This is a genomic window from Psychrobacter sp. JCM 18900 (genome assembly GCF_904846625.1).
Taxonomy (GTDB): domain Bacteria; phylum Pseudomonadota; class Gammaproteobacteria; order Pseudomonadales; family Moraxellaceae; genus Psychrobacter.
Map to the genome: position 1 here is coordinate 256060 of NZ_CAJHBL010000005.1, position 22393 is coordinate 278452.

Sequence of the window (22393 nt, forward strand, 5' to 3'; positions counted from 1 at the left end):
GGCTTGAATAAAGAAATGGCTCATCAGAAAATTCGTTGATTAAATCAATCTTTTACCCCTACAAGTTCAGGAAGCTGTTGTAATAACCATTTCCGGAATTTGGTCACACTCATTGATGTGTTATGTCGACCTAAAGGCTCTAACATATAAAAGTTTTCTGCAGTACGTAGAACGGTATCCACTGGGCGCACTAGAGCGCCACTTTTCAGATAGTCATCTACAAGTGAGCCCCACGCCAAAGCAATACCTTGACCATTGATTGCAGCCTGAAGCAACATCGTGTAATTATTGATATGGACTTTGTTTTTAGGTGTGATAGTAGGATAACCTACTTCACTAAACCACTCAGGCCAAGTCATCCAGTCTATTCGTGCCTCATCAAGATTCAATAAAGTGCCACCAAATATTTTCTCTAGCGATCTATCATTATTAAACTGCACCAAATAATCCGGACTACAGACAGGGAACACTTCTTCTGGAAACAGAGGGGTTACCTCCATTCCTGCGGGTGGTACTCGGCAATAAAACAAAGCCAAATCGCAGTCCATACTATGCAAGTCTACAACATTATCAGTTGCTAGTATTCTCAGGTCTATGCCTTCTTCTTGCTGAAATCGTGCAACCTTAGGCAGTAGCCAAAGTGCTGCCATTGCATGTGTGGTGGCTACTGTGACTTGATTTTCACCGCGCCATTTTTTGATTTCTCCGGTCGCTTGGGCAATATTAATCAGCGCACCATAAATGCTTTGATAATACTGCAATCCAGTGGGCGATAAAGAAATCTTACGGTTGGCTCGAATAAACAACTCTTTGCCAAGATACTCTTCTAATTGGCGTATCTGACGACTGACGGCTCCTTGCGTGACGTTTAGCTCATCAGCAGCTAAGGTAAAGCTCTGGTAGCGAGCTGCTACTTCAAACATAATAAGGCTGTTCATCGGTGGTAATGGCTTGATTTTCATCGACACTCCTAGCTTGTCATCTTGGCAATAGCTAATCTATTCCTTAGATTAGAACGTAAACAGAATTAGATCGTAAATAGAGACCCCTGAAAGCTAGAGTATATCACTAGAAGTCGTAAAAACTGATCGCGGTGTTTCACACTTCAAAAGTAAGGACATTAAGATACATGTATGTTAATCATTATCACTTAAGTGCGTGGCTATCGACTATAATATCAATATTTATAAGAACGATTATAAAAGCACAAAGCTCTTTAAATCCTAGGAATTAAAGAGCTTTGTGCTTAAATATCGCATTTATGTCAATCCATGGATTTCTTTCCAGTTACCAGGGTGCACAACATAGCCAAATAAGGCATGACCACCGTATATAAGCTCTGTTCCTTCAGGAATCCAAAGCATCTGTCCTGGACGCACTTCGTACTTTTGACCATTAGCCGTCAACTCAAAACAGCCTTCTATCACAAAGACAACCTCATCGTAGAGTACTTGCCATGCGACCTCCGCACCTTCCCAGCGAGCAAAGCCTATCCCCATATTTGGAGAAACATCAGGCGTTAACGCCCTAGCCACATAAGCCATGCCTGGAGAGTGGCCACGTACACTAAATTCGAGGTTCTTACTATCTATTAATCTTACTTCACTCATTATTATTTCCTAGCGATTGCTATAGTTCACTGCGACTTTGCCATTTTGCGAGATTGATGCGAAATTTGACCCCCAGTCCTAAAAACGGTTCTGGTGGGTTTAAGCTTGGCATATCAGTCACATATTGAATATCACGCAAATCTTGGGAGTCTGCTCCTACCACCAGATCTGCGAGCAGCGTTCCAGAAATGGTTCCCCACGCTGCACCAACACCGTTGTCACACGCGCTGGCATACACGCCATCTTCTAACTCACCAAAGAAGTTCGTAAAATTACGTGAAATGGCATAAACACCTCCCCATGTATGGGTTAAAGGCACACCTGCTAGCTCAGGATAACGGGCTAAGAATGCTTTTCGATGATCCGTCTGAACCCATTGGCGTGTTTCATCACTGATGCTTTTGCCATATTTTGGTACATGTTTGTAGGTATTACGAATAAGGATACGGCGATCCGCAGTCATGCGTAATGTCGTGCCAGCATGGTCAGCTGGTGTTAATCCCCAGTTTAAGTCACCTTTGTATATCTTCATCTCTTCATCAGTTAGCGGACGAGTCCAACTGGCAAAAGTCATCACGGGTAATAAACGATTTTTGAGATAGCCAAACTCTCGTGTAAAGATACTGGTGCCCAGTAATAACTTAGGTGTAATCACTGTTCCTTTATTACTCGTCAGTACCCAACTACCATTTAATTTCTGTATGTCTGTAATTGGTGATTCTTCAAACAGTTCCACATTCTCAGGTAGATTGTTACCCATTCCTTGTACTAAAGCGGCAGGCTGCATAAGGTAAGAGCCAGGCGTAAAAATAGCACGGCTATAATAATTGGTTCCAAGAACGCTACTGAGCTCTGCTTTTTCTACCCAGTGATAAGGCTCCCCTAGATTTTTCATCAAATGCTCAAAATGTTTTAGGTGCTCCTCACCACGTTCGCCAACTGCGCCTTGGTACTTACCTACCGCCGACCACTGACAATCGATGTTGTGCTGTTCGACCAACCCTTGCAACTGCGATATGGCGGTTCTATTTAGGTGTAATAGCTTTTTCTTAAGCTCAGGATCTGGGTGCTCTAATGAAAACTTATGTGGTAAATCTATCACAAAGCCTGAGTTACGCCCTGAGGCCCCTTCTGCCACACGCTGCGCATCTACCAATATAATACGCGCCTCTGGCTTTAGCTCAGCCAATCGTCTTGCGGCTGCCAGACCAGCAAAACCTGCACCAATAATCGCATAATCGGCTTTTTGTGTTCCAAGCAGTTTTTTGGCAGGTTCTGGCGCAGGCAATACGGAATACCAACCACAGCTTTTGTCATCATTCGGTAAATTAACCATTATTATTCCCTCAAGCTGCCGTTTTATTGAGCGTGATTTTTTCAAGCCATTGATTGCGCTGGCTTTGCAGTGTCGCACCAAGCAGTGCAAAGCCTGTTAGATTGCCTGCCTCATCATAAAAACCTGCAGCCAGTTCTTGCCCATACTGCTCAACCCTCCAGTCCCCAGCGCCAACCCCTGGCAATATACTCAGCGGTAAAACAGGCGTCTTAACGATGATGGGCGTCGCCTTCAATGATGCTGGTGTCGGCTTCCCTAATAGACTATTGACCAAAGCAGGTAGCGCCTGATTAATAGGATTGATATAAGGTGCCCATTCACCATCCACCTCAGCGCAATCCCCCAATGCATATATCGCAGGGTCACTACTCTGGTGATTTAAATCAGTCTGGATACCTCGGCCCGTTACTAAACCTGCTGTTTGAGCCAATGCAATATTTGGTCTCAAGCCAACGGCACTGAGTACCAAATCTGTCTCTATATATTGCCCATCTTGTAGCGCTAACTGATAACGACCACCGAGTGACTGAACAGAGCGGATACTATTCTCCAGCTTCCATTCCACACCAATTCCGCTCAACGCTTGCTGCAACTCACTACCCAACTGCTGCGGAATTAGTCGCTCCATAGGCCATTTGCCCAACCCTACCACTGTGACAGCCATACCATGTGCTGCCAGATCATTGGCAAACTCACAACCAATCAAGCCATCACCTAAAATGGTGATATGTTTTTTATCGGTTAGATGAGAGCGGAACTGTTTGTAATCTGCTAGATCATTCACACTGAATAGCGCGGACTGCTCACCTTCTACCGGAATGACAATTGGCGTTGCACCAGTCGCTAACACTAAGCGGCCGTAGGTATATTCACCTATTGTGGTGTAGAGTCTTTTTTGTGAACGATCAATTTTGTTGATACGAGTGTGTGCATATACACGAATATCTAATCGTCGCTCCCAGCTCAGCGCAGACTCTCTCACTAGATCATCACAGCTTTTGCCTAGGGCAAGCGCATTAGATAATGCGGGTTTACTATAGACCGAACCATCATCGGCGGTGAATAAGGTAATAGACAAGTCTGGAGACTGGCTACGCAATGCTGATGCCAACTGGTAACCTGCATGGCCACTTCCGATAATAACGACTGGTTCAATAGTATTATCAACGATAGCGTTGCCAATACTTTCCTCTTCGTCGTCGGTAATCTCGAGCATCTCAAAATCAGCTTTTGTCACTTGACAGTCAGGGCACAACCAATCTTCTGGAATGTCTTCCCATCTTGTGCCAGGTGCGATTCCATCAGCAGGCCAGCCTTTCGCCTCGTCATAAACCCAACCACAGACAATACATAACCATTTTTTCATTGTGCCTACTCCCTTTTACTCTGTGACTACTTGTTGTGTCTCAAACGAATACCAATATTGCGCGTCTGAACATAACTATAGATGGCTTCCTGCCCTTTTTCTCGACCAAAACCTGACAATCCTACGCCGCCAAAAGGCGTCTCAACCCCGCCTGCAAACCACTCATTAATGAATATCTGCCCGGCAACCAGTTTGTTTGCCACCCGTAAAGTCTGACTTAACCCTTCACCAAATACGCCAGCCACTAAACCAAACTCTGTACCATTGGCCATTTCAATCGCTTGCTCTTCTTCATCAAATGGCATTATCACTAAGACAGGCCCAAAAACTTCTTGCTGCGTGATACTCATCTCATGGCTAGCTTCGATAATCGTTGGCGATACAAAATAACCCTCTAAGTCAGGTGCACTGCCACCTGTCAAAATACATGCGCCCTCTTCACGAGCAGACTCAATCATTTTTAGAATCTGCTGCTGTTGACTCTTAGATACTACAGGCGTTAAATCAGAGTTATCTTCACCTACTCCGATACTTAAGCTCTGTGCCAAATCAACGACTGCATTTTTTACTTCGTCATAACGGCTGCGATGTACCAGTAAGCGTGACATCGCTGAGCATACTTGCCCAGAGTTGTAGAAAATACCGACCTTGACACTGCTCAATAACGTATCTAGATCCACATCTGCTAGTGCGATGGCAGCAGACTTTCCTCCCAGTTCCATCACTGAAGGCGTTGCGCGTTCAGCAGCATCTCTTAAGATGCGTTGCCCAGTTGGTACTGAACCTGTAAATACAATTTGATTGGTTTCTGAATGCTTGACTAAGTGCGAGCCAACCTCTGAGCCTTTGCCGCAAAGTAAGTTCACCGCGCCTTGTGGAAAACCAGCTTTTTCGATAGCTTTAAATAACAATGTCATAGCGATGGGCGAAATCTCAGGAGATTTTACAACCACCGCATTGCCAGCGGCTAAAGCTGGCGCCAAAGAACGCGCGCAAATTGATACAGGGAAATTCCAAGGGACAATCTGTACTGATATCCCCATTGGCTCGTATTGAGTAAAATTGATGTAGTCTTTGCCCAATGGCACAGATATCCCTTCAATTTTGTCTGCGATGCCAGCGTAATACTCAAAGTAACGGGCCGCTTCGATGAACTCATCACGAGCCGTATCCAAGTTTTTACCATTTTCTGAGCACAGCACTAAAGCGGCCTCTTCCGTAATTTTACGAATTTCCTCAGCTGCCTTGAGCATCCAAGTAAGACGCTGCGCTGGGCGTATATCGGTGAGCAATCTTTGGCTCACACAATGCCTTGCTCCGGCCATTGCTAGATCAGCATCCTCGATACTTGCTTGAGCAACAGTGGCATAGGGTGCACCAGTAGCAGGGTTCATCACAGTCAGTTGACAGTGTGAATCTTTCCATTCGCCATTGATATAATTAAGGTAATGTTGCATCTTATGCCTCCTTTTCTAGTGCAGCTTTCGCTTGTGTGGCTAGCCATTTTTGGAAGAAATGTGTTGGTAAATCCATCTCGGGTGAAAACACACCGCCACCAAACCCTGGAGAATGACGACCCTTTTGTAGACCTTCGACCGCCGTAATGTCTTCACTAAATACCACACGCCAAGACTCTAGCGTCGCTGTACGACAAGCTGCATAAATGTCTTTGGCAGATTCATCACTGACAAAATACAAGCGGAGTTTTTCAGTTGTTTTTTCGGCACTAATGGGATCAATCATCATTGCAAATACATGGTCTGCCTGAATGCCCAACAGCACGTTTGGAAACAGAGCCACATATTCAGCGTGACGCAACTTATCCTCTGGCCAGCTTGGGAACTTAGGTAAATGAGTGCCTTGAGTATCAGACAAGTTGTATTTATAGCTGCCTTGTCCTGCGAAGCGGTCTTCAAACATAATGTTGTAATGGTCTTCTAGCTTTGAGTACGTGTTCAACGCTGGATGTACCCAAGGTAAATGGTAGGCTTCGCAGTAGTTTTCGACCGTCAACTTCCAGTTACTATCTACCTCAATCTCTAAACCCTCACTCATATCCACACGGTGGATTTGATCGACACCATTCTCTCCCCAAAACGGCTTCCAACGCTCTAACAAAGGAGCGATATGCGCTTCAAACGGTGCGGCATCCCCTGATATGTTTACGAAGACCATATCCATCCAAACACTAGAACGTAATGCACGTAGACCATGGTCTTCGCATTTAAAACGCTCATCTTTGTGTTTGCCTATACCGCCTACGTGCGGTGTTCCTTTTAAGTTTCCGTCTAAATCGTAGCTCCAAGAATGGTACTGACAGCGAATCACGCCCTGTACCACGCCCTCTTCATGAACCAGTTTCATACCGCGGTGACTACAAACGTTATGGAACACTTGTACCATACCTTCACGATTGCGCATCATCAATAATGGCAATCCCATAAATTCGACAGGTTTGATGTAGCCGTTTTTAATAAGATCAGAGGCAAACCCGACACATACCCAAGTTTTACTTAAGATGTTATCGCGTTCAAAATTGAAATACTCTTCGCTGACATAAGCAGTATTAGGCATACCATTTGCTTCAGTGATGGGGTGCAAAACACTGTCTACTTGTTGGATTGAGATGCGATTGTGGTTAGTTTGGTTCATGCTGAATCTCCATGTAATAAAATGACGCATACTTCCTTGCGTTGGCTGTAGCCATTTATGAGCAATGTGTACTGCTTGATGAAGATTCTGCTAGACATTGCGAAGTTTGACAAACGACTTTTTTGCTAGATATTCATGAGTTTTTATCATGTATTTTATAAAGATTCTTTGTATTAAATACCTACAATTGTTTTCTATTAATAAAACTCATGTATTTATGATAATAAATAGGTTGAAAGGTACTGGCACATAGCACTACTCTGAATGACCCAAACACGCAGCTGACTATGGAAATCTGGCTGTTGTAACGTATTCAAGGAGTGATCATGCTAGCTACATCAGGCATTTTTAAAGGACTAAATCCAACCATAACGGTTGTCTCAAAAATATTGGTTATTGCTTTCGTATTGTTCTGTGCTCTCCAAGCAGAACAAGCTGGAGCGGCCTTCCAAAACATTGCAACTTTTTTATTACAAAATTTTAAATGGTTCTATATTTTATTGATGACTGGCGTTGTTATTTTATTGCTTTTTATAATGTTCAGTCGTTTTGGACATATACGCCTAGGCAAAGACGATGAAGAGCCTGATTTTAGTTTTGTCAGTTGGATCTCCATGCTTTTCTCAGGCGGTATAGGTGTCGGTCTGGTTTTTTGGGCGGTTGCTGAACCTATGAACTATTATATAAGCAATCCTTTTACTCCAGGCTTAAGTGACGAATCTGCAAGTATGGCCATGCAGCTCACCTTCTTTCACTGGGGGTTACATCCGTGGGCAATATTCTGTATGACCGCCTTAGCTCTAGCCTACTTTAGCCATAGAAAGGGGCTACCCTTAAGCTTAAGATCTGTACTTTACCCAATTATCGGTGATCGTATTTATGGTCCTATTGGCCATACTATAGATATTCTTACTATCTTCGTTACTGCATTTGGTATCGCTCAATCTCTGGGGATGAGTGCGCTCCAAATGAATACTGGCTTGAGCCAAGTATTTGGTATTGAAAACAGTCTATTTAACCAACTTTCTTTACTGGCTTTCTTATGTACTATTGCAACTTATTCGGCAGTCACTGGCGTCAACAAAGGTATGAAGTACTTATCTAATCTAAACATGTTGTTGGCACTCTCCCTAGTTATCATTCTGCTTGTCATCGGTCCAACTCGCTATCTAATACATACGCTAATTGAAACCACGGGTAACTATGCTCAAAATATCATAGGCATGAGTTTTTGGAGTGATACCCAAAAAGACTCGGGCTGGCAAAACTGGTGGACGGCTTACTATTGGCCGTGGTGGATGACTTGGGCACCATTCGTTGGGATGTTCGTCTCTCGTATTTCAAAAGGACGTACTATTCGTGAGTTAATTGCAGGTGTACTTCTTGTTCCGACTCTGATTACAGCAATCTGGATGTCAGTCGTAGGTGGCTCTGCTTTAAAAGTTGAGCAGGATGCTCGTCACAGCTATGAAACGCAAGCGGCCGCACTAGTCGAAGCAGGTCTACCTGCTCAAGAAGCTTTTACTGGCGGTCCGGTAGTTGAAGCATTACAGGTTGATATGACTTTCTCTTTGTTTACGATGTTTGAAAGTATAGGTGGTGACTTATTAGGTCAGACTTTGAGTGTTTTTACCTGTATTTTGCTTGGAACATTTCTGATTACTTCAGCAGATAGTGGGACTTATGTCTTGTGCTTTTTAGATGCAGAGGGGGCGCAGACCTCCCCTAAAAAAATGCGCATCATTTGGGGTATTTTGATTGCAATTATTGCAGGTAGCTTACTTTATGCTGGAGGGCTAAAGGCTATGCAGACAGCCTCTATCATTGCAGGCTTTCCAATCTCAATCTTCCTCTTTATCATGTGTATCACTCTATTTAAGAGTCTAAAAGAAGAAGCAAATAGGATGGGCTTATAACGTTTTCAACTTGAACGTTTAAACCGCTGATCAAGATATAACAAAAGCATCATAATAAGACCGGCTTTACCTTATTAAAATAGAAACCCTTATGGGTTTCTATTTTTTTGTTTGATACCTAAAATGACCGTTATTTAGAATTGCTGTTGGTTGGAATTGTTTTTGCTTGGAACTGCTGTTGCTTCAATTTTCTATTACTTGAAACGACTACTACCTACAATAATTACTAGACAGAGCTAAGCAAATCTCTTTTTTGCATAAAAATCAACGTCACCGTCTCTCGTATAAACGAACAGAAATGCCTGAATCAAAGTATGTTAGATTATTATTCTTAACTCAAATGAGGGCATTCTTCTGAATACGTTAATATTTTATAACTGGTTTGAAAAACTTCCTACAGATATTCAGGAGGACATTGGTTCAGCGATGACTCAGCGAACGCTATCTGACGGAGAAGCCTTGTTTCGTATACAAGAACCGTCTAATGAGCTGTACCAAGTAGTATCGGGTAACATAAAATGTAATATATATAGCCATGATGGTACAGAGGTAGTCATCGGTACGCTATTGTCAGGAGAGACATTTGGTGAGCAAGGACTGATAGATGAATTACCCAGAGCGACCAATACCTATTCAGTAGGTGATTCTGTTGTCAATGTATTGAGCAAGAGACATTTTTTTCGACTTAACAACAAGTACCCTGAGATAAACGCTCAGCTCCTAATCATGTTCTCTCACCGAATGCGGGTTGCCTTCGAGATCAATACTGACAATCTGACGCTTCCCTTACATCAAAGATTGTCACGATGTATATATAGGATAGTGGTCAATCAAAGTTCAAAAATGGCACAAAGCAATGAGCTAGAAATTACTATTTCACACGCAGACTTAGCAAGGATGGTAGGAGCCTCTCGGCAGAGCGTTAGCAAAGAGCTTAAACAAATGGAAAGAGACAAGCTTATCTGTATTCAATATGGAAAAATCGTTATTAACAGTATGGATGCACTCTCAAAAGCCTATCATGATGCTAATTAAACAGTCGATTGAAGCGATGCTAAATCATCCATAATTAGCGCGATTTTTTCAGCTTCTGTATCAGACAGACTAGGTAAAGGCGCTCTGACCGTTCTTTGAATAGGCAAGCCCTTAAATCTTAGAGCTTCTTTGATTTTAGCGTGAGAGCTGGTCACATTTTTTATCAGCTTCACGGGGCTAGCACTAAGTAGACTTAACGCCAGAAACTGGGTTTTTTCCGATAGAGTCAACGTATTCACAATCGGCAACATACGCTTTAATGGTGCTCTATATTTTTTGAGATTTTTATCGCTGTTTTGAATAGCACAAAAATACTCATGTGCTTGCTGTGGCAGTACTGAGGCAATAGGACAAATCGCACCTACTGCGCCTAGCTTTATCAAAGGCTCTAATAACAAGCTAAGCCCGCTAAAATAGAGTGTATCTGGTACATCAGACAAGATACGTTTGGCCGTTGGAATATGTACAGAACTGTCTTTGATACCAATAATATTGTCGATTGAAAGAATGGCAATCAACTGATTTGACGTAAATGTCTTTTGAGTGATTTGCGGGAAATAGTAAAACAAAATAGGTTTTGCAGAGTGTTGCGCAATACATTCTAGTGTTTGTAGATAATCTTCAAAAGTGCTTTGGTAATAATCAGGAACCAATAGCAATATGTAGTCAACGTAAGCGCTATATAAGGCTATTTTTTCTATCGCCTGCGTACTGCTATACGCGTGGACACCAGCAATAATCGCCTTGCTACCATCTAGATAATTAAAAGCTGCCTTAATAATGTCATATTGCTCACTGTCTGAAAAATAAGGCAACTCTCCACCGCTTCCAATCAAAGTAACGCCCGGTAAATCTGTTTGATTGTAATACTCCAAACACGCTTTTAAACCGTCAAAATCAATGCTTTCATCTTCATGTAATGGCGTATGAACAACGGGATATACGCCATGTGTCATGGTCATGGTCTTAGTGGTCATGCAAGTCATATGGCTTCTCCAAATAGAGGGTATTTAACTGAGCAGGTTATTAAGTGGTTGATTGAATCGCTCAATGACATCGCTATTGAGCTCTTCGATACGGCTTACCCCCATCAGTCCCATCGTCGCAGCTATCTCCTGCTGATAGAGAGCCAACAGCTTGTTCACGCCAGCCTCTCCTTGCGCTGCCATCGCATATACCCAAGAGCGCCCTATTAAGACGCTGTCTGCCCCCAGCGCTATGGCCTTCACGACATCGACACCATTGTGTATGCCACCATCCAATAAAACTCTGGTGTGCTGCCCGACGCTATTCGCTATACTCGGCAACTTATCAATGGTAGACGAGACACCATCTAGCTGACGGCCGCCATGATTGGAGACAACAATGCCATCTGCACCTGCATCAACCGCTGCTTTGGCATCATCTGCATCCATGATACCTTTGATAATAATATTGCCACTCCAATTATTACGAAGCCATGCGATATCTTTCCATGTGGCACTTGGATCAAACTGACTCTCTACAAACGCTTTGTATCGATCAAGGTCGCTTGCACTCTCAACTTTGTGTTTCAGGTTGCCTAAACTATGTGGTTTTCCTAAAATGCCAATATCGAGCAACCATCCTGGCCGCATGAATAACTGCGTTAGATAAGACATTTTTCCTTTTGTAGAGCCACCTAACATGCCATTTCGATAGTCTCTTAAACGCATACCAGGCAGTGCTAAATCGACCGTGAATACCAGCGTTTTACAACCTGATGCAGCAGCACGGTTTAACATATCTAGCACAAGTGCCCTATCACGCAGCATATACAGCTGAAACCAAAAAGGCTGATTGGTCGCACTTCGCACTTCTTCAGACGAACATATCGCCACAGTAGACAGGGTAAACGGTATGCCATTCTTTTCTGCTGCCCTCGCCGCTTGTACTTCTCCACGCCTTGCAAACAGTCCAGCCATGCCGACAGGTGCTAGTGCCAACGGCATAGACAGAGACTCTCCAAAAAGAGTCGTTGAGGTATCGACAGCAGACACGTCTCGCATGACTCGCTGTCTTAGCGTATATCTTTTAAAGTCTGCTGTATTCGCCTGCAATGTTTGCTCAGCATTTGCACCGCCCTCTATGTAGTCGAACAAAAAATTGGGCAAGCGTTGTTTGGCCTGTTTTTTATAGTCATTGGTCGTAACAGCCACGACATCATATTTACTCATTGTTTTTCTCCAAAGCTACCTCTAAGGTCAGCCACCTTTAAAGTCAGCCATATTCAAAATCAGCCACGTAGTGAGCATTGCAGATTCAAATAATGAACCGCAATGCCAAGTATTTGCGCTGTTATTTTTTATCTTTGAGAAATTCAATCATGATGTCATTCACTGCTTTTGGCTGCTCTTGTTGCACCCAGTGCCCTGCGCCTTTTACAAAATGAATCTCTAGCTGCGCGATACTCGCCTTCATTGCTTCAAAGTTGCCATAGCTTTGATACGGCCCCCAGTCTTTTTCGCCTGCTATAAATACCACGGGCACATCAATAGATTTACCGCTGAAGGTTTTTATCGCATGGAAATATTTTGGATTGGTGGCACAGCGATAAGAATTCATAGTGCCTTGGAATTGCGTGCGAGTGAACTCATCAGAGAAGACCTTTAGCTCGTTATCGGGTAACCATTCACAGGCATCTATTTGCGCTTGGGTTGGCATAAACTCCATGACTTGCTCAGGCATGCTTTTGTCCAGATCCATCACATAGTATTTTGGAATTTTAGAAAACTCCTCAAGCGTTTTGGCTTGTAGGCTGTGCGGGTTGTTCTCCTGCCAGTCACCGCTTTTGGCATGATTGTATGCCCGCATAAAATCATGAATTCCCTGAGGTGCATTCATAATCTCATCATTAGCATGCGATGAGGCAAAGTACATTTGATAATGTTTGCGGGGTGGTACTAAAGAGCCGAGTTGCTCTTCCATACTTTTGGTCAAGGTTGGATCGTAGTTTGTAGTATCTTTTGGTAGATTGGCTGAATTAAATGGAAATTGCGGCGTGCCTGGCCAAGGTGTACTCATGATGATTAAAGACTTAAAAATATCAGGACGGATAAAACTACATAGTGCTGCCGCAGGAGAACCAAAATCATGTCCTGCAACGGCTGCAACTGTTTTATAGCCTAATGCATATACCAGTCCAATCATGTCTTGTACGTTGTTGTATAAACTAAACTGGTCAAGATTACAGTCGAAACCTGTCTCCCACCCTGTTGTTCTGCCACTACCGCGTAAGTCAGGGGCAATCACATGAAACCCTTGGTCAGCCAAAGGCACCAGCTGCTTGCGCCAGCTATAGGCCAGCTCTGGATGACCATGCAAAAGCAGCACGACTGGTCGGCTTCCTTTCTCAGACTCCGTTTCTTCAAACCCTGCTTCTAAAATATGAACATTTAGACCGTTATTGTTATCAACAAAACGTGATCTGATTTTTGGATCAAGCGTATCGGTACCATAAGCATTTTGATTACTATTCATCATTCATCCCTGATTAATTTATTTAGTGATAAGTTAAGGTTTATCATTGACGACATCCCTTGCCTGTAGACTATAATTTCATAACAGCGCTTAGAAGTTTGTCGTGCACACGACAATTCCCCAATAAATGAGAGATAAATACACTTAAATACTTATAGTAGAAGTATGCATTGGCCTTTAATCTATATTCAATAAACCGATTTCAGCTTGCCGGAATATTGGTATTCTGTAAAAATACGGAGGTTCTGTAGAAATAAAATAGGGAAATACGAAATGACATTCTGGAAGTCAGTAATCTATTTTTAGACTCGCTAAAGGAACAAACCACCGCTACCTCTAACAAAACGGACAAGTAATATAATCATGAAAAAATCAGTGCAAACACTTTTTAGCCGAGTTGGTCTGACTGCTGTCGTTGCCGCCTTATTGATATCTGTACAAGTACAAGCAGCAGACAGCGATAATCATCTAAAAAGTACAGTAGATGCACAAGCCAAGTCGCTAATGAAAGCACATGATATTCCAGGTATGGCGTTTGGTATTATTGTCGATGGAAAGTCGTCTTTTTATAACTACGGTTTGGCTGACAAACAATCTGGCAAGGCTGTTTCAGAAAACACTATCTTTGAGTTGGGCTCTATCAGTAAGACCTTTGCCGCGACTTTGGCCAGTTACTCAGAGCTCAATGGCACACTCGACTTGGAGGATACCGCTGATAAATACATTCCTTATCTACAAGACAGCGCCATTGGTAACACCAAGCTTATCAACCTAGCCACCTATTCGGCAGGTGGTCTACCACTTCAAGTACCTAACGATATCAAAAACAATAAGGAATTGTTCCGCTACTATAAGTCGTGGCAACCTGCCTTCCCTATCAACTCAAAACGTCTATACTCTAACGCCAGTATAGGACTGTTCGGCCATATATCAGCCTTTAGTATGGGCGCGGATTACACACAGGTGATGGAAGATAAAATACTGCCCTTACTCAATATGCCTAGTACCTTTGTCAATGTTCCTAACGACAAAATGGACGATTATGCGTTTGGTTATAACGCTGCTGGAGAGCCGATAAGAGTTAACCCTGGGATTTTGGACGCCGAAGCTTATGGTATTAAATCAACCAGCGCGGATATGACCTATTATATGGCGGCTAATATGAGGTTAATCCCTTTGGATAAAGAGATTCAACAGTCATTGCAAAACACTAGAAAGGGATACTATCAAGCGAGCACTTTTACACAGGGATTGGCGTGGGAGATGTATCCATTCCCCACTCAGCTAGACACACTGCTTGAAGGTAATTCAACGGATGTGGTGCTCAAACCACAGCCCATTACAGCAAACAATCAGCCGACACCTGTTTTAAACGATGTATGGGTGAACAAGACAGGCGCTACCAATGGTTTCGGTGGATATATCACTTATATTCCCGCAAAAAAATCTGGTATTGTCATTTTGGCAAATAAGAACTACCCCAACGCAGAGAGGGTCAAAGCGGCTTACACTATCCTGCAAAGTGCGATGGCTAATTGAAGTAGAAGAAAATAGAACGTTGCTGTGTCTCTAGTGACATTCACCTTTTTTAAACCAATATAATGAATGTAAAAAAGTCCTTTATATCAGTATAAAGGACTTTTTTTCTGAAGTTGAGATCGTTAATTTGTACTATTTTTCAAACTCTTTGAAATCTGCTTTACGAATTTTGGCGTGAATACCTTTGGTCTTATCCACGACTTGCGATACTTCAAAATCTGTCGCTGCACTTAGGTAAGCATAAGCGATTGCCTCATCAATGCCATACTCTTGATTTAAGAAACGAATCGCTTCACGAGTAGACTTCTTCATCGCCTCATCCAAATCTTCATCTAGCCCTGGCGTGATCCAAAATTCAGCATTCTCTGCCAACGGTTGCACAATCTCTTTACCCGGAATCTTATCCTTACCTGCTTTTAGCAATGTAAATTTAAAAGTGGCGCGAGCAGACGCTTCAAGGGCAGTCAATGCAACCTCGCCATCGCCTTGGGCAAAGTGACTGTCACCTGTATAAAACAGTGCACCTGCCACTTGTACCGGATAATAAACCGTTGCCCCTGCACCCAATTCGTTGATATCAATATTGCCGCCATACATCGCAGGTGGAACTGAATGTACTCGCTCTGAGGTGTTTGCTGCGACACCCATTAGACCCATAAATGGACTAAGTGGAAAACGTATAGACTTACCAGAATCTGTTTTTAGAATACCTTCGTATTCACCTTTGGCATTTTTTTCGATAGGCGTAAATACGGAGACATTGCCGTAGCGCTCAGGGTGAGCGGCAGACGCGTTGTCTTGTTTTGCTTTTTTGGGAAACTCGCCTGCCAATGCGCCTTTGCCATGGCGGTTAGAGATGACACCATACGGCACGCGCGGCTCAACGTTGATGACTTCTACTTTTAGGATGTCGCCTGGTTGCGCCCCTTTGATTTCGATAGGGCCTGTCACGATATGTGGACCATCTTTATCAAAGTCATGTTTTAATTTTGATTTTGTTATTGTTTTTGCTTCATCTAAAATAAAGTCGTCTTTGACCCCTTTTGACTTAAAGTATTTTGCTGCATCACGGCCCTGATCTTCGAGCAGACCTTCGTGTGAGACGGTATCAAAAGTCACCACACTACCAGAGGTAACAGACATAACGGGGCTGGCGTCTCTGTTGGGCAAATATCCCCATGTTATGGTGTCTAAAGTAGAAGGTACATAGTAATTGCCTTTGTATTCACCACTACTCAACTGAGTAGGTTTATCTGCTATTTGCTTAAGAACCGTAAAGTCTTCTGCTTGGGATACTGATATACCAAACGCGCTTAGAATAAACAGTGAAAGAATGGTTTTTTTGAACATAGAACATACCCTCTTTAGTTAAAACATGACAATATTGTCATACCTGTATAAGGGCAAGTTCTATGCCATGGGCAAAACGGTGTTTTCTACTAAAGTTAGGGATAAAAGCACTATATTGATACAATTGTTTGCTTTATCGTGGTGCCTCAGCATAAAAAGAGCATTGTTTTAGAGCATAGATATTGCATGCAGAGGTATTAAATTAAAAGGTATTGAATTAAAAAATATTAAATGAAAAGATAATGAATAGAAAACTGCATTATCAATCTTATTTTAAGACACGCTATGCAAATTGGCGTTCGAACGACATCCAATTCTCAATATAGGTTGACTGGCAAATAAGACAATCACACCAACTAAGGAAAACACACCAAAGGCGTAGAACGCAGTAGCAGCACCATACCGATCCACAATCAAACCAGTAAAGATGACGGGGACACTAAACCCTATATATGCCATCAGAAAATAGCCTGCACTCGCACGTGCCTGCTCATTTCCAGCAGATTTTGCGACTCCTAACATACCGCCCAAATAGACAAAGCCATAGCAACTCGTACTGGCCAAAAATGCCGCCAAAAGAATCACTGGTAGGTTGGCATTCAACGTTCCCCAAGCCAATAAAGCATAAGCTGGTAGTAAGATCAGAAGACCAAGCTTGCTTGAAACTTGAGGGTCAAGCTTTCGGGCGATTGGCTGAACGATCAATCCACAACTGATGGCTAACATAGAGGATATCCCTGCATATTTAGCGAGTCCATGCGTGGCGAGTACTGAGGGAATAACTGACAATACCAATCCTGTCGTCGCCCAACAAATCAAAATACCGCTGCCATACCAGATGACCTCACGGTTAAAATAAGGTAGCCGTAGCATAGAGGTGGGCAAATTAGTGCGTTTAGGTGCCGTCTCTGGTAATTGATATAACAAAAACATAGCGAGCAGCCCGCTCGCTAGCAGTAAGAAAAAACTGGCTGGCTGATCGGTTTCATAAAACATCAAAGAAACCGTCGTCAATACAGGGCCAAGACCAAAACCTATCGTTGTACTGGCTGTCACCCACGCTGTCGCACGCATCGTATCTGATGAGCCAAGCAGCTCAATCATATAGGCAGTCGCCGTAGCAGCCATTAGAGCCGTTCCCACACCAAGTATGAATCGTGCTACTGCTAACGCTCGCGTGTACGGATAAAATAACATAAGAGCCGTCGCTGCTACCGATAGTGCCAAAGAGATTAAAATCACCTTGCGCCGTCCGATACGATCAGACAATCCACCAAAAGCTAACAATACAGGTATGACGCCTAATACATAAAAGGAAAACGCTATCGTAGTTGCTAGTACGCCATAGCCATCATTGTGTGCGTAAACGGCATAAAGCGGCCCTTGGATATTGACGCTTGTCGTTATCACGCATAAGGCAAAGGCCAAATATTTATTATATTTTTTCGTGGTCATATATCGCTGCTTTTTGAAGAATAATCGTTGAATTGACTGAGGTAAGTGCGTTTCACAATAGAAACACATCTACCTCTACATCGTTTACGTTCAATAATTAAAACAAAAGCACAGTAGGTTATCTATATACAATACAGTACAATTAGACAGAACTGTTTGGTCTATAAAACCCATACAGTTCGGATATCCTATCCATATATCGTCATAGCTATAACCTTAAGATAAAGCCTTCACAAAATTCGCCCTACCAAAAACTGTAAAAAATATGAATAAGAAGCTAACACGCATCGAAGTTGTCATGGCTGACGTAAAAGAGAAAATAGCGACCGTTATCTACATGCCAGAGTCGCGACTACCCTCCGTCCGTGCCGCTGCCAAAGATTATGGGTTCTCGCCATCTACCGTGGTTGAAGCCTACGAGCGCCTGCAAACTGAGGGCATTATTTACTCCCGTCCTGGTGCAGGGTTCTATGTGGCAGAGACGACAGCGCCTCTATCATTGACAGATATAGCACCAAAAATTGATCGAGTGGTAGATCCATTGTGGGTATCGCGGCAGTCGCTTGAGCCACCTGATGGTGCACTAAAGCCAGGCTGCGGTTGGTTACCAGCGGATTGGCTGTTTGAGGCAGGTATACGCCGTGGTCTGCGAAATGTAGCAAAAGCTGACGCGTCTATTATTAGTGAGTATGCAACGCCGCTAGGACTGTTAGCATTACGCCAATTACTCACGCGGCGTATGGCAGGATTGAGTATCAATGCAGAACCGTCACAGGTCATATTGACGGATTCGGGCACTCAAGCGATAGATTTGATTTTTCGATTTTTGCTGACACCAGGTGATACGGTTGTCGTCGATGATCCTTGCTATTTTAACTTTCGAGCACAGCTGCTTGCCCATCGGGTCAAAGTAGTTGGCGTCCCTTATACGCCAAATGGGCCAGATGTAAAGGCCTTTGCAGCGATTTTAGATGAGCATAAGCCGCGCCTGTACATCACCAATGCTGCCATTCATAATCCTACGGGCGCAACGTTATCACCTGCTACGGCATACCGTGTATTACAATTGGCTCAAGCGGCTGGTTTGTACATTATCGAAGACGATATTTTTGCAGATTTTGAAGTCAAGCCTGCGGCGAGATTGGCGGCTTTAGATGGATTATCACGAGTATTCTATATCGGCAGTTTTTCTAAAACGTTATCCGCATCCCTACGCTGTGGTTATATTGCAGCGCCTATAGAATGGGTTGAGAGCTTGGTAGATTTAAAGATAGCGACTGGCTTTGGTGGCAGTCAGTTGGCGGCAGCTGTTGTTTTCTCAGCACTGACTGATAGCGGCTACCGTAAGCATATGAATGATATCCATACTCGGCTGGCAAGCGCGCGTACTCATACGCTACCACGATTGGCCAAATTAGGCATCGTACCGTGGCTGCTCCCACAAGCAGGTATGTTCCTATGGTGCCGATTACCTGAGAATAATAATGCGACCGAATTGGCCAATCGCTGTTTATCACAGGGTGTGGTCTTGGCGCCAGGCAATGTTTTTAGCCAATCGGACAATGCTGAAAACTTTATGCGATTCAATGTGGCACAAATGAGTCATTCAAAAGTTTTCGAGGTATTGGCTCAATCGTTAGACTGACCAATCAGAGACTTATATAGTCATTCCACTGTAAAAGTATTACAGCGTTAAACTCGCTTGAAGTATCACATGTACATCTACACTCGGTTGCCTTGTACTACTTTTAAATTGAATCGGCTATAGTGCTAGCACCTTCTTATTATATAGTGACCTTTCGACTATAATTCTAAGCCTAAATATCAGCCAAACATAAGCCGAACACGATTAAATCCAACCATCCCCGACAACGGATACTATTTCTCTAGGATAGCTCATATGTCCCCTATATATACTGCATTGGCTGTACTGGTTACCTTTATCTGGGGCGTAAATTTTACTTTTATTGCGTGGGGTCTTGAGAGCTTTCCACCATTGATGCTTACCGCCCTGCGTTTTTTCTTTACTGCTGTGCCACTGGTCTTGTTTCTAAAGCCACCTAAATTCAACCGTACCTTGTTTATTTATGCCATCGGTACATTTGTCATGCAGTACGCCTTTGTATTTACAGCGATGCATCTGGGTTCATCCCCGGGGCTGACGGCACTACTGCTACAAATTCAGATTTTTATCACGGTATTGCTAGCGTACTTTATATTGGGTGAAGCAGTCAGCCGTATGCAAATCGTCGGTATGTTGGTCGGTGTACTAGGACTCAGCGTGATTGCGTTAAACCTTGGCGGTGATATGCCTTTGGCAGGGTTCATCTGTATTTTGATTGCGGCCATCGGTTGGAGCTTTGGTAATATTGCCTCCAAGCAAGCATCAAAACAGGCCTCAGAAAAAGCGTCAGAGCAAACGGCTCTAAAAGCGATGCAGCAAGGAACAGGGGTATCTGTTGCCACATCTAGCACTGGAAAAAATAAAGCCTCTGCTTTGTCTGCGTTAGCACTGGTAGTCTGGGGCGGTCTCATTGCTTGCGTGATGTTGACGATATCTTCTCTTATATTTGAGACTGATGCATGGCAGCTGGCGACGTTTACTGAAGCATCACTCAAGTCTTGGCTCTCACTTGGGTTTATCGTCTATATCTCAACCTTAATTGGCTTTGGCCTGTGGGCACACTTACTCAGTCAAAATACCGCCTCCAAGGTTATGCCGTTTGCACTATTGGTGCCCGTATTCGGTATGGTGACCTCAGTACTACTCACAGGAGAAGTAGTGACGTGGTGGAAAATGCTGGCCATGATGTTGATCTTATCAGGACTGTTATTAGCAAATGTGAAAATGAAAAGAAGGGCTATTTGAATGGTTACTCAGTTTTATCTTGACTCGCTATTACCGTCCAGTTAAGGTTTATTCATAGTAATTAAATTGCCCACCGTGACTCACACTAGTAAGAAATCAATCTATATTAGCTTTGTTTTATATACGTCATATTTAGAAGGTGGCCCCTGCTCTTAAGTTTAATGCCCTTAAGTGTTAAGTCACAACCGACATGGAAGTCGAAAACTGACGTGATTTGCTCTGTTATCAAGTAAAAAGTACAGAGCGCACCGTAGTCTACAAACTTTGAGGTGATTTGCATGCGTATAGACATACCGACTTACTATGATCGTCTGCTGCAGAAACTCTCAAAACTGATGGTTTCACCTCGATTATGCGTTGCGTTTTTTTTATTTATCATCATTGTTATCTCGCTGTTATTCACTGGTTGCGCAAAACGAGTCTGGAATAAGCCTATTGTAGAGAAGAGCACTGCTCGCTATGATTTTCATAACAACCTCCCAAACAACTCAGACGAAGTCTTTGTTGTACTTGCCTTTTCTGGCGGTGGTACACGGGCAGCAGCACTCAGCTACGGGGTGCTAGAAAAGCTACGTGATACACCAGTAACTATCAATGGCGTAGAGCGCAGACTATTAGATGAAGTCGATGTCATCTCTTCAGTATCTGGCGGGAGCTACACGGCAGCTTATTATGGGCTATTTGGCGATGACATTTTTGAGAAGTTTGCTCCAGAATTCTTGTATGAAGACTGGCAATCACGACTGATTAGACTTGCGATACGTCCGCAAAGCCTAATAGCGATGAGCAGTTCTGAATACAATCGTGGGGATTTGGTGGCTAACAACTTAGACAACAGTCTATTTCAACAAAAGACCTTTGCTGATATGAGCCGTGGAAAATTGCCTTACGTTATCCTAAATGCAAGTGATTTAAACAACGCCATGACTTTTTCATTTACTCAGCAGCAGTTCGACTTTTTGTGTTCGGATTTATCAAGCTACCCAGTTGCCAATGCGGTGATGGCCTCTTCCTCAGTCCCTGGCATCTTTGCCCCTATTGCCCTACACAACTTTTCTGATTGTTCGCAGCGCTCGCAGCCCTGGGTTAATGACGCACTAAATCAAGACAGTCATTTGCCGCGTAGTTATGCGATAGCTCGCGCACTAGATAGGTATTCGCAGCCAGATCGAATGCCAGTAGTGCGCTTGGTAGATGGCGGGGTAACCGATAATCTTGGCGTGCGCGGCTCAATGATGAGTCCTGTGACCCAATATGGTGATGTGCCCAACATGGCAGGCGCTTTCAGTCCTGCGAAATTGCGCCAAGTCAGACAAGTACTGGTCGTTGTAGCCAATGCTCAGACCTATTCAGAGCATGAGTGGTCAGTAGAAAATAAAGACCCGAGTTTTCTTGATACCATTTCAGCGGCGAGTGAAGTCGCACTAGGCACACTAAATAACGAAACTGTCTCATTGGCCAAAAAAGAATTTTTACAATGGGGAGAGCATGTAAATGCTCAGCGACCTGCAAGTGCGCCTCAGGTAGAAGTGCATTTCTCCGTATTGACCTTTGATCAAGTCAAAGATAAAACAGAGCGTGCAAAGTTCGATGCCATGCCGACCACCTTTCATTTACAACCTGAACAAGTAGATGATCTACGCTATTTGGGCAGTGATTTACTTGAACAATCTAAAGAGTTTCAAAATTTCCGCAATGCCCTTCAATAACCGTCATCTTGCTTGCCAATAACCAAGTATGCGTGACTGTCAAAATTTCTTAGCAGCA

General features: G+C 43.3%; 17 protein-coding genes. 6 read left to right on the top strand and 11 right to left on the bottom strand.

Features of this window, described 5'->3' with window-relative positions; genetic code table 11:
- Positions 1–44: 44 nt before the first annotated feature.
- From JMX96_RS11190 to JMX96_RS11215, 6 genes are all read right to left on the bottom strand, one after another.
- Entirely contained in the window at positions 45–962 is a 918-nt protein-coding gene (locus JMX96_RS11190; protein WP_201569074.1) for a LysR substrate-binding domain-containing protein, read from the bottom strand.
- Positions 963–1259: 297 nt separating this feature from the next.
- Positions 1260–1610: a cupin domain-containing protein gene (locus tag JMX96_RS11195; protein WP_201569075.1), complete on the bottom strand. Its 351-nt coding sequence runs from the start codon at positions 1608–1610 to the stop codon at positions 1260–1262.
- Positions 1611–1629: 19 nt separating this feature from the next.
- A complete protein-coding gene (locus tag JMX96_RS11200; protein WP_201569076.1) occupies positions 1630–2946 on the bottom strand; it encodes an NAD(P)/FAD-dependent oxidoreductase in 1317 nt (438 codons plus the stop codon).
- 10 nt (positions 2947–2956) lie between these two features.
- The gene (locus tag JMX96_RS11205; protein ID WP_201569077.1) at positions 2957–4312 is read right to left on the bottom strand and encodes an FAD-dependent oxidoreductase; all 1356 of its coding nucleotides are present in this window, start codon (positions 4310–4312) and stop codon (positions 2957–2959) included.
- Positions 4313–4338: 26 nt separating this feature from the next.
- The gene (locus tag JMX96_RS11210) at positions 4339–5769 is read right to left on the bottom strand and encodes an aldehyde dehydrogenase family protein (RefSeq protein WP_201569078.1); all 1431 of its coding nucleotides are present in this window, start codon (positions 5767–5769) and stop codon (positions 4339–4341) included.
- Position 5770: 1 nt separating this feature from the next.
- Entirely contained in the window at positions 5771–6964 is a 1194-nt protein-coding gene (locus JMX96_RS11215; RefSeq protein ID WP_201569079.1) for an aromatic ring-hydroxylating oxygenase subunit alpha, read from the bottom strand.
- A gap of 326 nt (positions 6965–7290) precedes the next feature.
- On the opposite strand from JMX96_RS11215, the gene JMX96_RS11220 reads away from it, so the two are divergent.
- Entirely contained in the window at positions 7291–8880 is a 1590-nt protein-coding gene (locus JMX96_RS11220; protein ID WP_201569080.1) for a BCCT family transporter, read from the top strand.
- Positions 8881–9306: 426 nt separating this feature from the next.
- Entirely contained in the window at positions 9307–9915 is a 609-nt protein-coding gene (locus tag JMX96_RS11225) for a Crp/Fnr family transcriptional regulator (RefSeq protein WP_201569081.1), read from the top strand.
- Here the strand turns inward: JMX96_RS11225 and JMX96_RS11230 are convergent.
- The 3 genes from JMX96_RS11230 to JMX96_RS11240 all read right to left on the bottom strand — a co-directional run bounded on the left by JMX96_RS11230 (position 9912) and on the right by JMX96_RS11240 (position 13413).
- A complete protein-coding gene (locus tag JMX96_RS11230; RefSeq protein ID WP_201569082.1) occupies positions 9912–10901 on the bottom strand; it encodes a dihydrodipicolinate synthase family protein in 990 nt (329 codons plus the stop codon). The two genes, JMX96_RS11225 and JMX96_RS11230, sit on opposite strands and share 4 nt — an antisense overlap.
- Positions 10902–10925: 24 nt before the next feature.
- Positions 10926–12110 carry an L-lactate dehydrogenase gene (locus JMX96_RS11235; RefSeq protein WP_201569083.1) on the bottom strand — a complete coding sequence of 395 codons (1185 nt, stop codon included), beginning with the start codon at positions 12108–12110 and terminating at the stop codon, positions 10926–10928.
- Between the two features lie 121 nt (positions 12111–12231).
- A complete protein-coding gene (locus JMX96_RS11240) occupies positions 12232–13413 on the bottom strand; it encodes an alpha/beta fold hydrolase (RefSeq protein WP_201569084.1) in 1182 nt (393 codons plus the stop codon).
- Between the two features lie 363 nt (positions 13414–13776).
- Here JMX96_RS11240 and ampC point away from each other — a divergent pair, with 363 nt between their 5' ends.
- Entirely contained in the window at positions 13777–14952 is a 1176-nt protein-coding gene (gene ampC, locus JMX96_RS11245; RefSeq protein WP_201569085.1) for a class C beta-lactamase, read from the top strand.
- Positions 14953–15084: 132 nt separating this feature from the next.
- Here ampC and JMX96_RS11250 read toward each other — a convergent pair whose 3' ends face one another.
- Positions 15085–16302: an acetamidase/formamidase family protein gene (locus JMX96_RS11250; RefSeq protein WP_201569086.1), complete on the bottom strand. Its 1218-nt coding sequence runs from the start codon at positions 16300–16302 to the stop codon at positions 15085–15087.
- Between the two features lie 273 nt (positions 16303–16575).
- The gene (locus tag JMX96_RS11255) at positions 16576–17757 is read right to left on the bottom strand and encodes an MFS transporter (protein ID WP_201569087.1); all 1182 of its coding nucleotides are present in this window, start codon (positions 17755–17757) and stop codon (positions 16576–16578) included.
- A gap of 265 nt (positions 17758–18022) precedes the next feature.
- Here JMX96_RS11255 and JMX96_RS11260 point away from each other — a divergent pair, with 265 nt between their 5' ends.
- The 3 genes from JMX96_RS11260 (at position 18023) to JMX96_RS11270 (ending at position 22335) form a co-directional block, all read left to right on the top strand.
- Positions 18023–19402, top strand: coding sequence for a PLP-dependent aminotransferase family protein (locus JMX96_RS11260; RefSeq protein ID WP_201569088.1), 1380 nt, complete (start codon positions 18023–18025; stop codon positions 19400–19402).
- 255 nt (positions 19403–19657) lie between these two features.
- Positions 19658–20626 carry an EamA family transporter gene (locus JMX96_RS11265; RefSeq protein ID WP_201569089.1) on the top strand — a complete coding sequence of 323 codons (969 nt, stop codon included), beginning with the start codon at positions 19658–19660 and terminating at the stop codon, positions 20624–20626.
- Between the two features lie 278 nt (positions 20627–20904).
- A complete protein-coding gene (locus tag JMX96_RS11270; protein ID WP_201569090.1) occupies positions 20905–22335 on the top strand; it encodes a patatin-like phospholipase family protein in 1431 nt (476 codons plus the stop codon).
- Positions 22336–22393 lie beyond the last annotated feature (58 nt).

Excerpts from the sequence above, each read along its gene's own strand:
- JMX96_RS11235 (WP_201569083.1), bottom strand. The coding sequence starts at position 12,110 with ATGAGTAAATATGATGTCGTGGCTGTTACGACCAATGACTATAAAAAA.
- JMX96_RS11200 (WP_201569076.1), bottom strand. The coding sequence starts at position 2,946 with ATGGTTAATTTACCGAATGATGACAAAAGCTGTGGTTGGTATTCCGTA.
- JMX96_RS11190 (WP_201569074.1), bottom strand. The coding sequence starts at position 962 with ATGAAAATCAAGCCATTACCACCGATGAACAGCCTTATTATGTTTGAA.
- JMX96_RS11240 (WP_201569084.1), bottom strand. The coding sequence starts at position 13,413 with ATGAATAGTAATCAAAATGCTTATGGTACCGATACGCTTGATCCAAAA.
- ampC (WP_201569085.1), top strand. The coding sequence starts at position 13,777 with ATGAAAAAATCAGTGCAAACACTTTTTAGCCGAGTTGGTCTGACTGCT.
- JMX96_RS11210 (WP_201569078.1), bottom strand. The coding sequence starts at position 5,769 with ATGCAACATTACCTTAATTATATCAATGGCGAATGGAAAGATTCACAC.
- JMX96_RS11195 (WP_201569075.1), bottom strand. The coding sequence starts at position 1,610 with ATGAGTGAAGTAAGATTAATAGATAGTAAGAACCTCGAATTTAGTGTA.
- JMX96_RS11250 (WP_201569086.1), bottom strand. The coding sequence starts at position 16,302 with ATGTTCAAAAAAACCATTCTTTCACTGTTTATTCTAAGCGCGTTTGGT.
- JMX96_RS11270 (WP_201569090.1), top strand. The coding sequence starts at position 20,905 with ATGCGTATAGACATACCGACTTACTATGATCGTCTGCTGCAGAAACTC.
- JMX96_RS11255 (WP_201569087.1), bottom strand. The coding sequence starts at position 17,757 with ATGACCACGAAAAAATATAATAAATATTTGGCCTTTGCCTTATGCGTG.
- JMX96_RS11220 (WP_201569080.1), top strand. The coding sequence starts at position 7,291 with ATGCTAGCTACATCAGGCATTTTTAAAGGACTAAATCCAACCATAACG.
- JMX96_RS11230 (WP_201569082.1), bottom strand. The coding sequence starts at position 10,901 with ATGACTTGCATGACCACTAAGACCATGACCATGACACATGGCGTATAT.
- JMX96_RS11215 (WP_201569079.1), bottom strand. The coding sequence starts at position 6,964 with ATGAACCAAACTAACCACAATCGCATCTCAATCCAACAAGTAGACAGT.
- JMX96_RS11225 (WP_201569081.1), top strand. The coding sequence starts at position 9,307 with ATGACTCAGCGAACGCTATCTGACGGAGAAGCCTTGTTTCGTATACAA.
- JMX96_RS11265 (WP_201569089.1), top strand. The coding sequence starts at position 19,658 with ATGTCCCCTATATATACTGCATTGGCTGTACTGGTTACCTTTATCTGG.
- JMX96_RS11205 (WP_201569077.1), bottom strand. The coding sequence starts at position 4,312 with ATGAAAAAATGGTTATGTATTGTCTGTGGTTGGGTTTATGACGAGGCG.
- JMX96_RS11260 (WP_201569088.1), top strand. The coding sequence starts at position 18,023 with ATGAATAAGAAGCTAACACGCATCGAAGTTGTCATGGCTGACGTAAAA.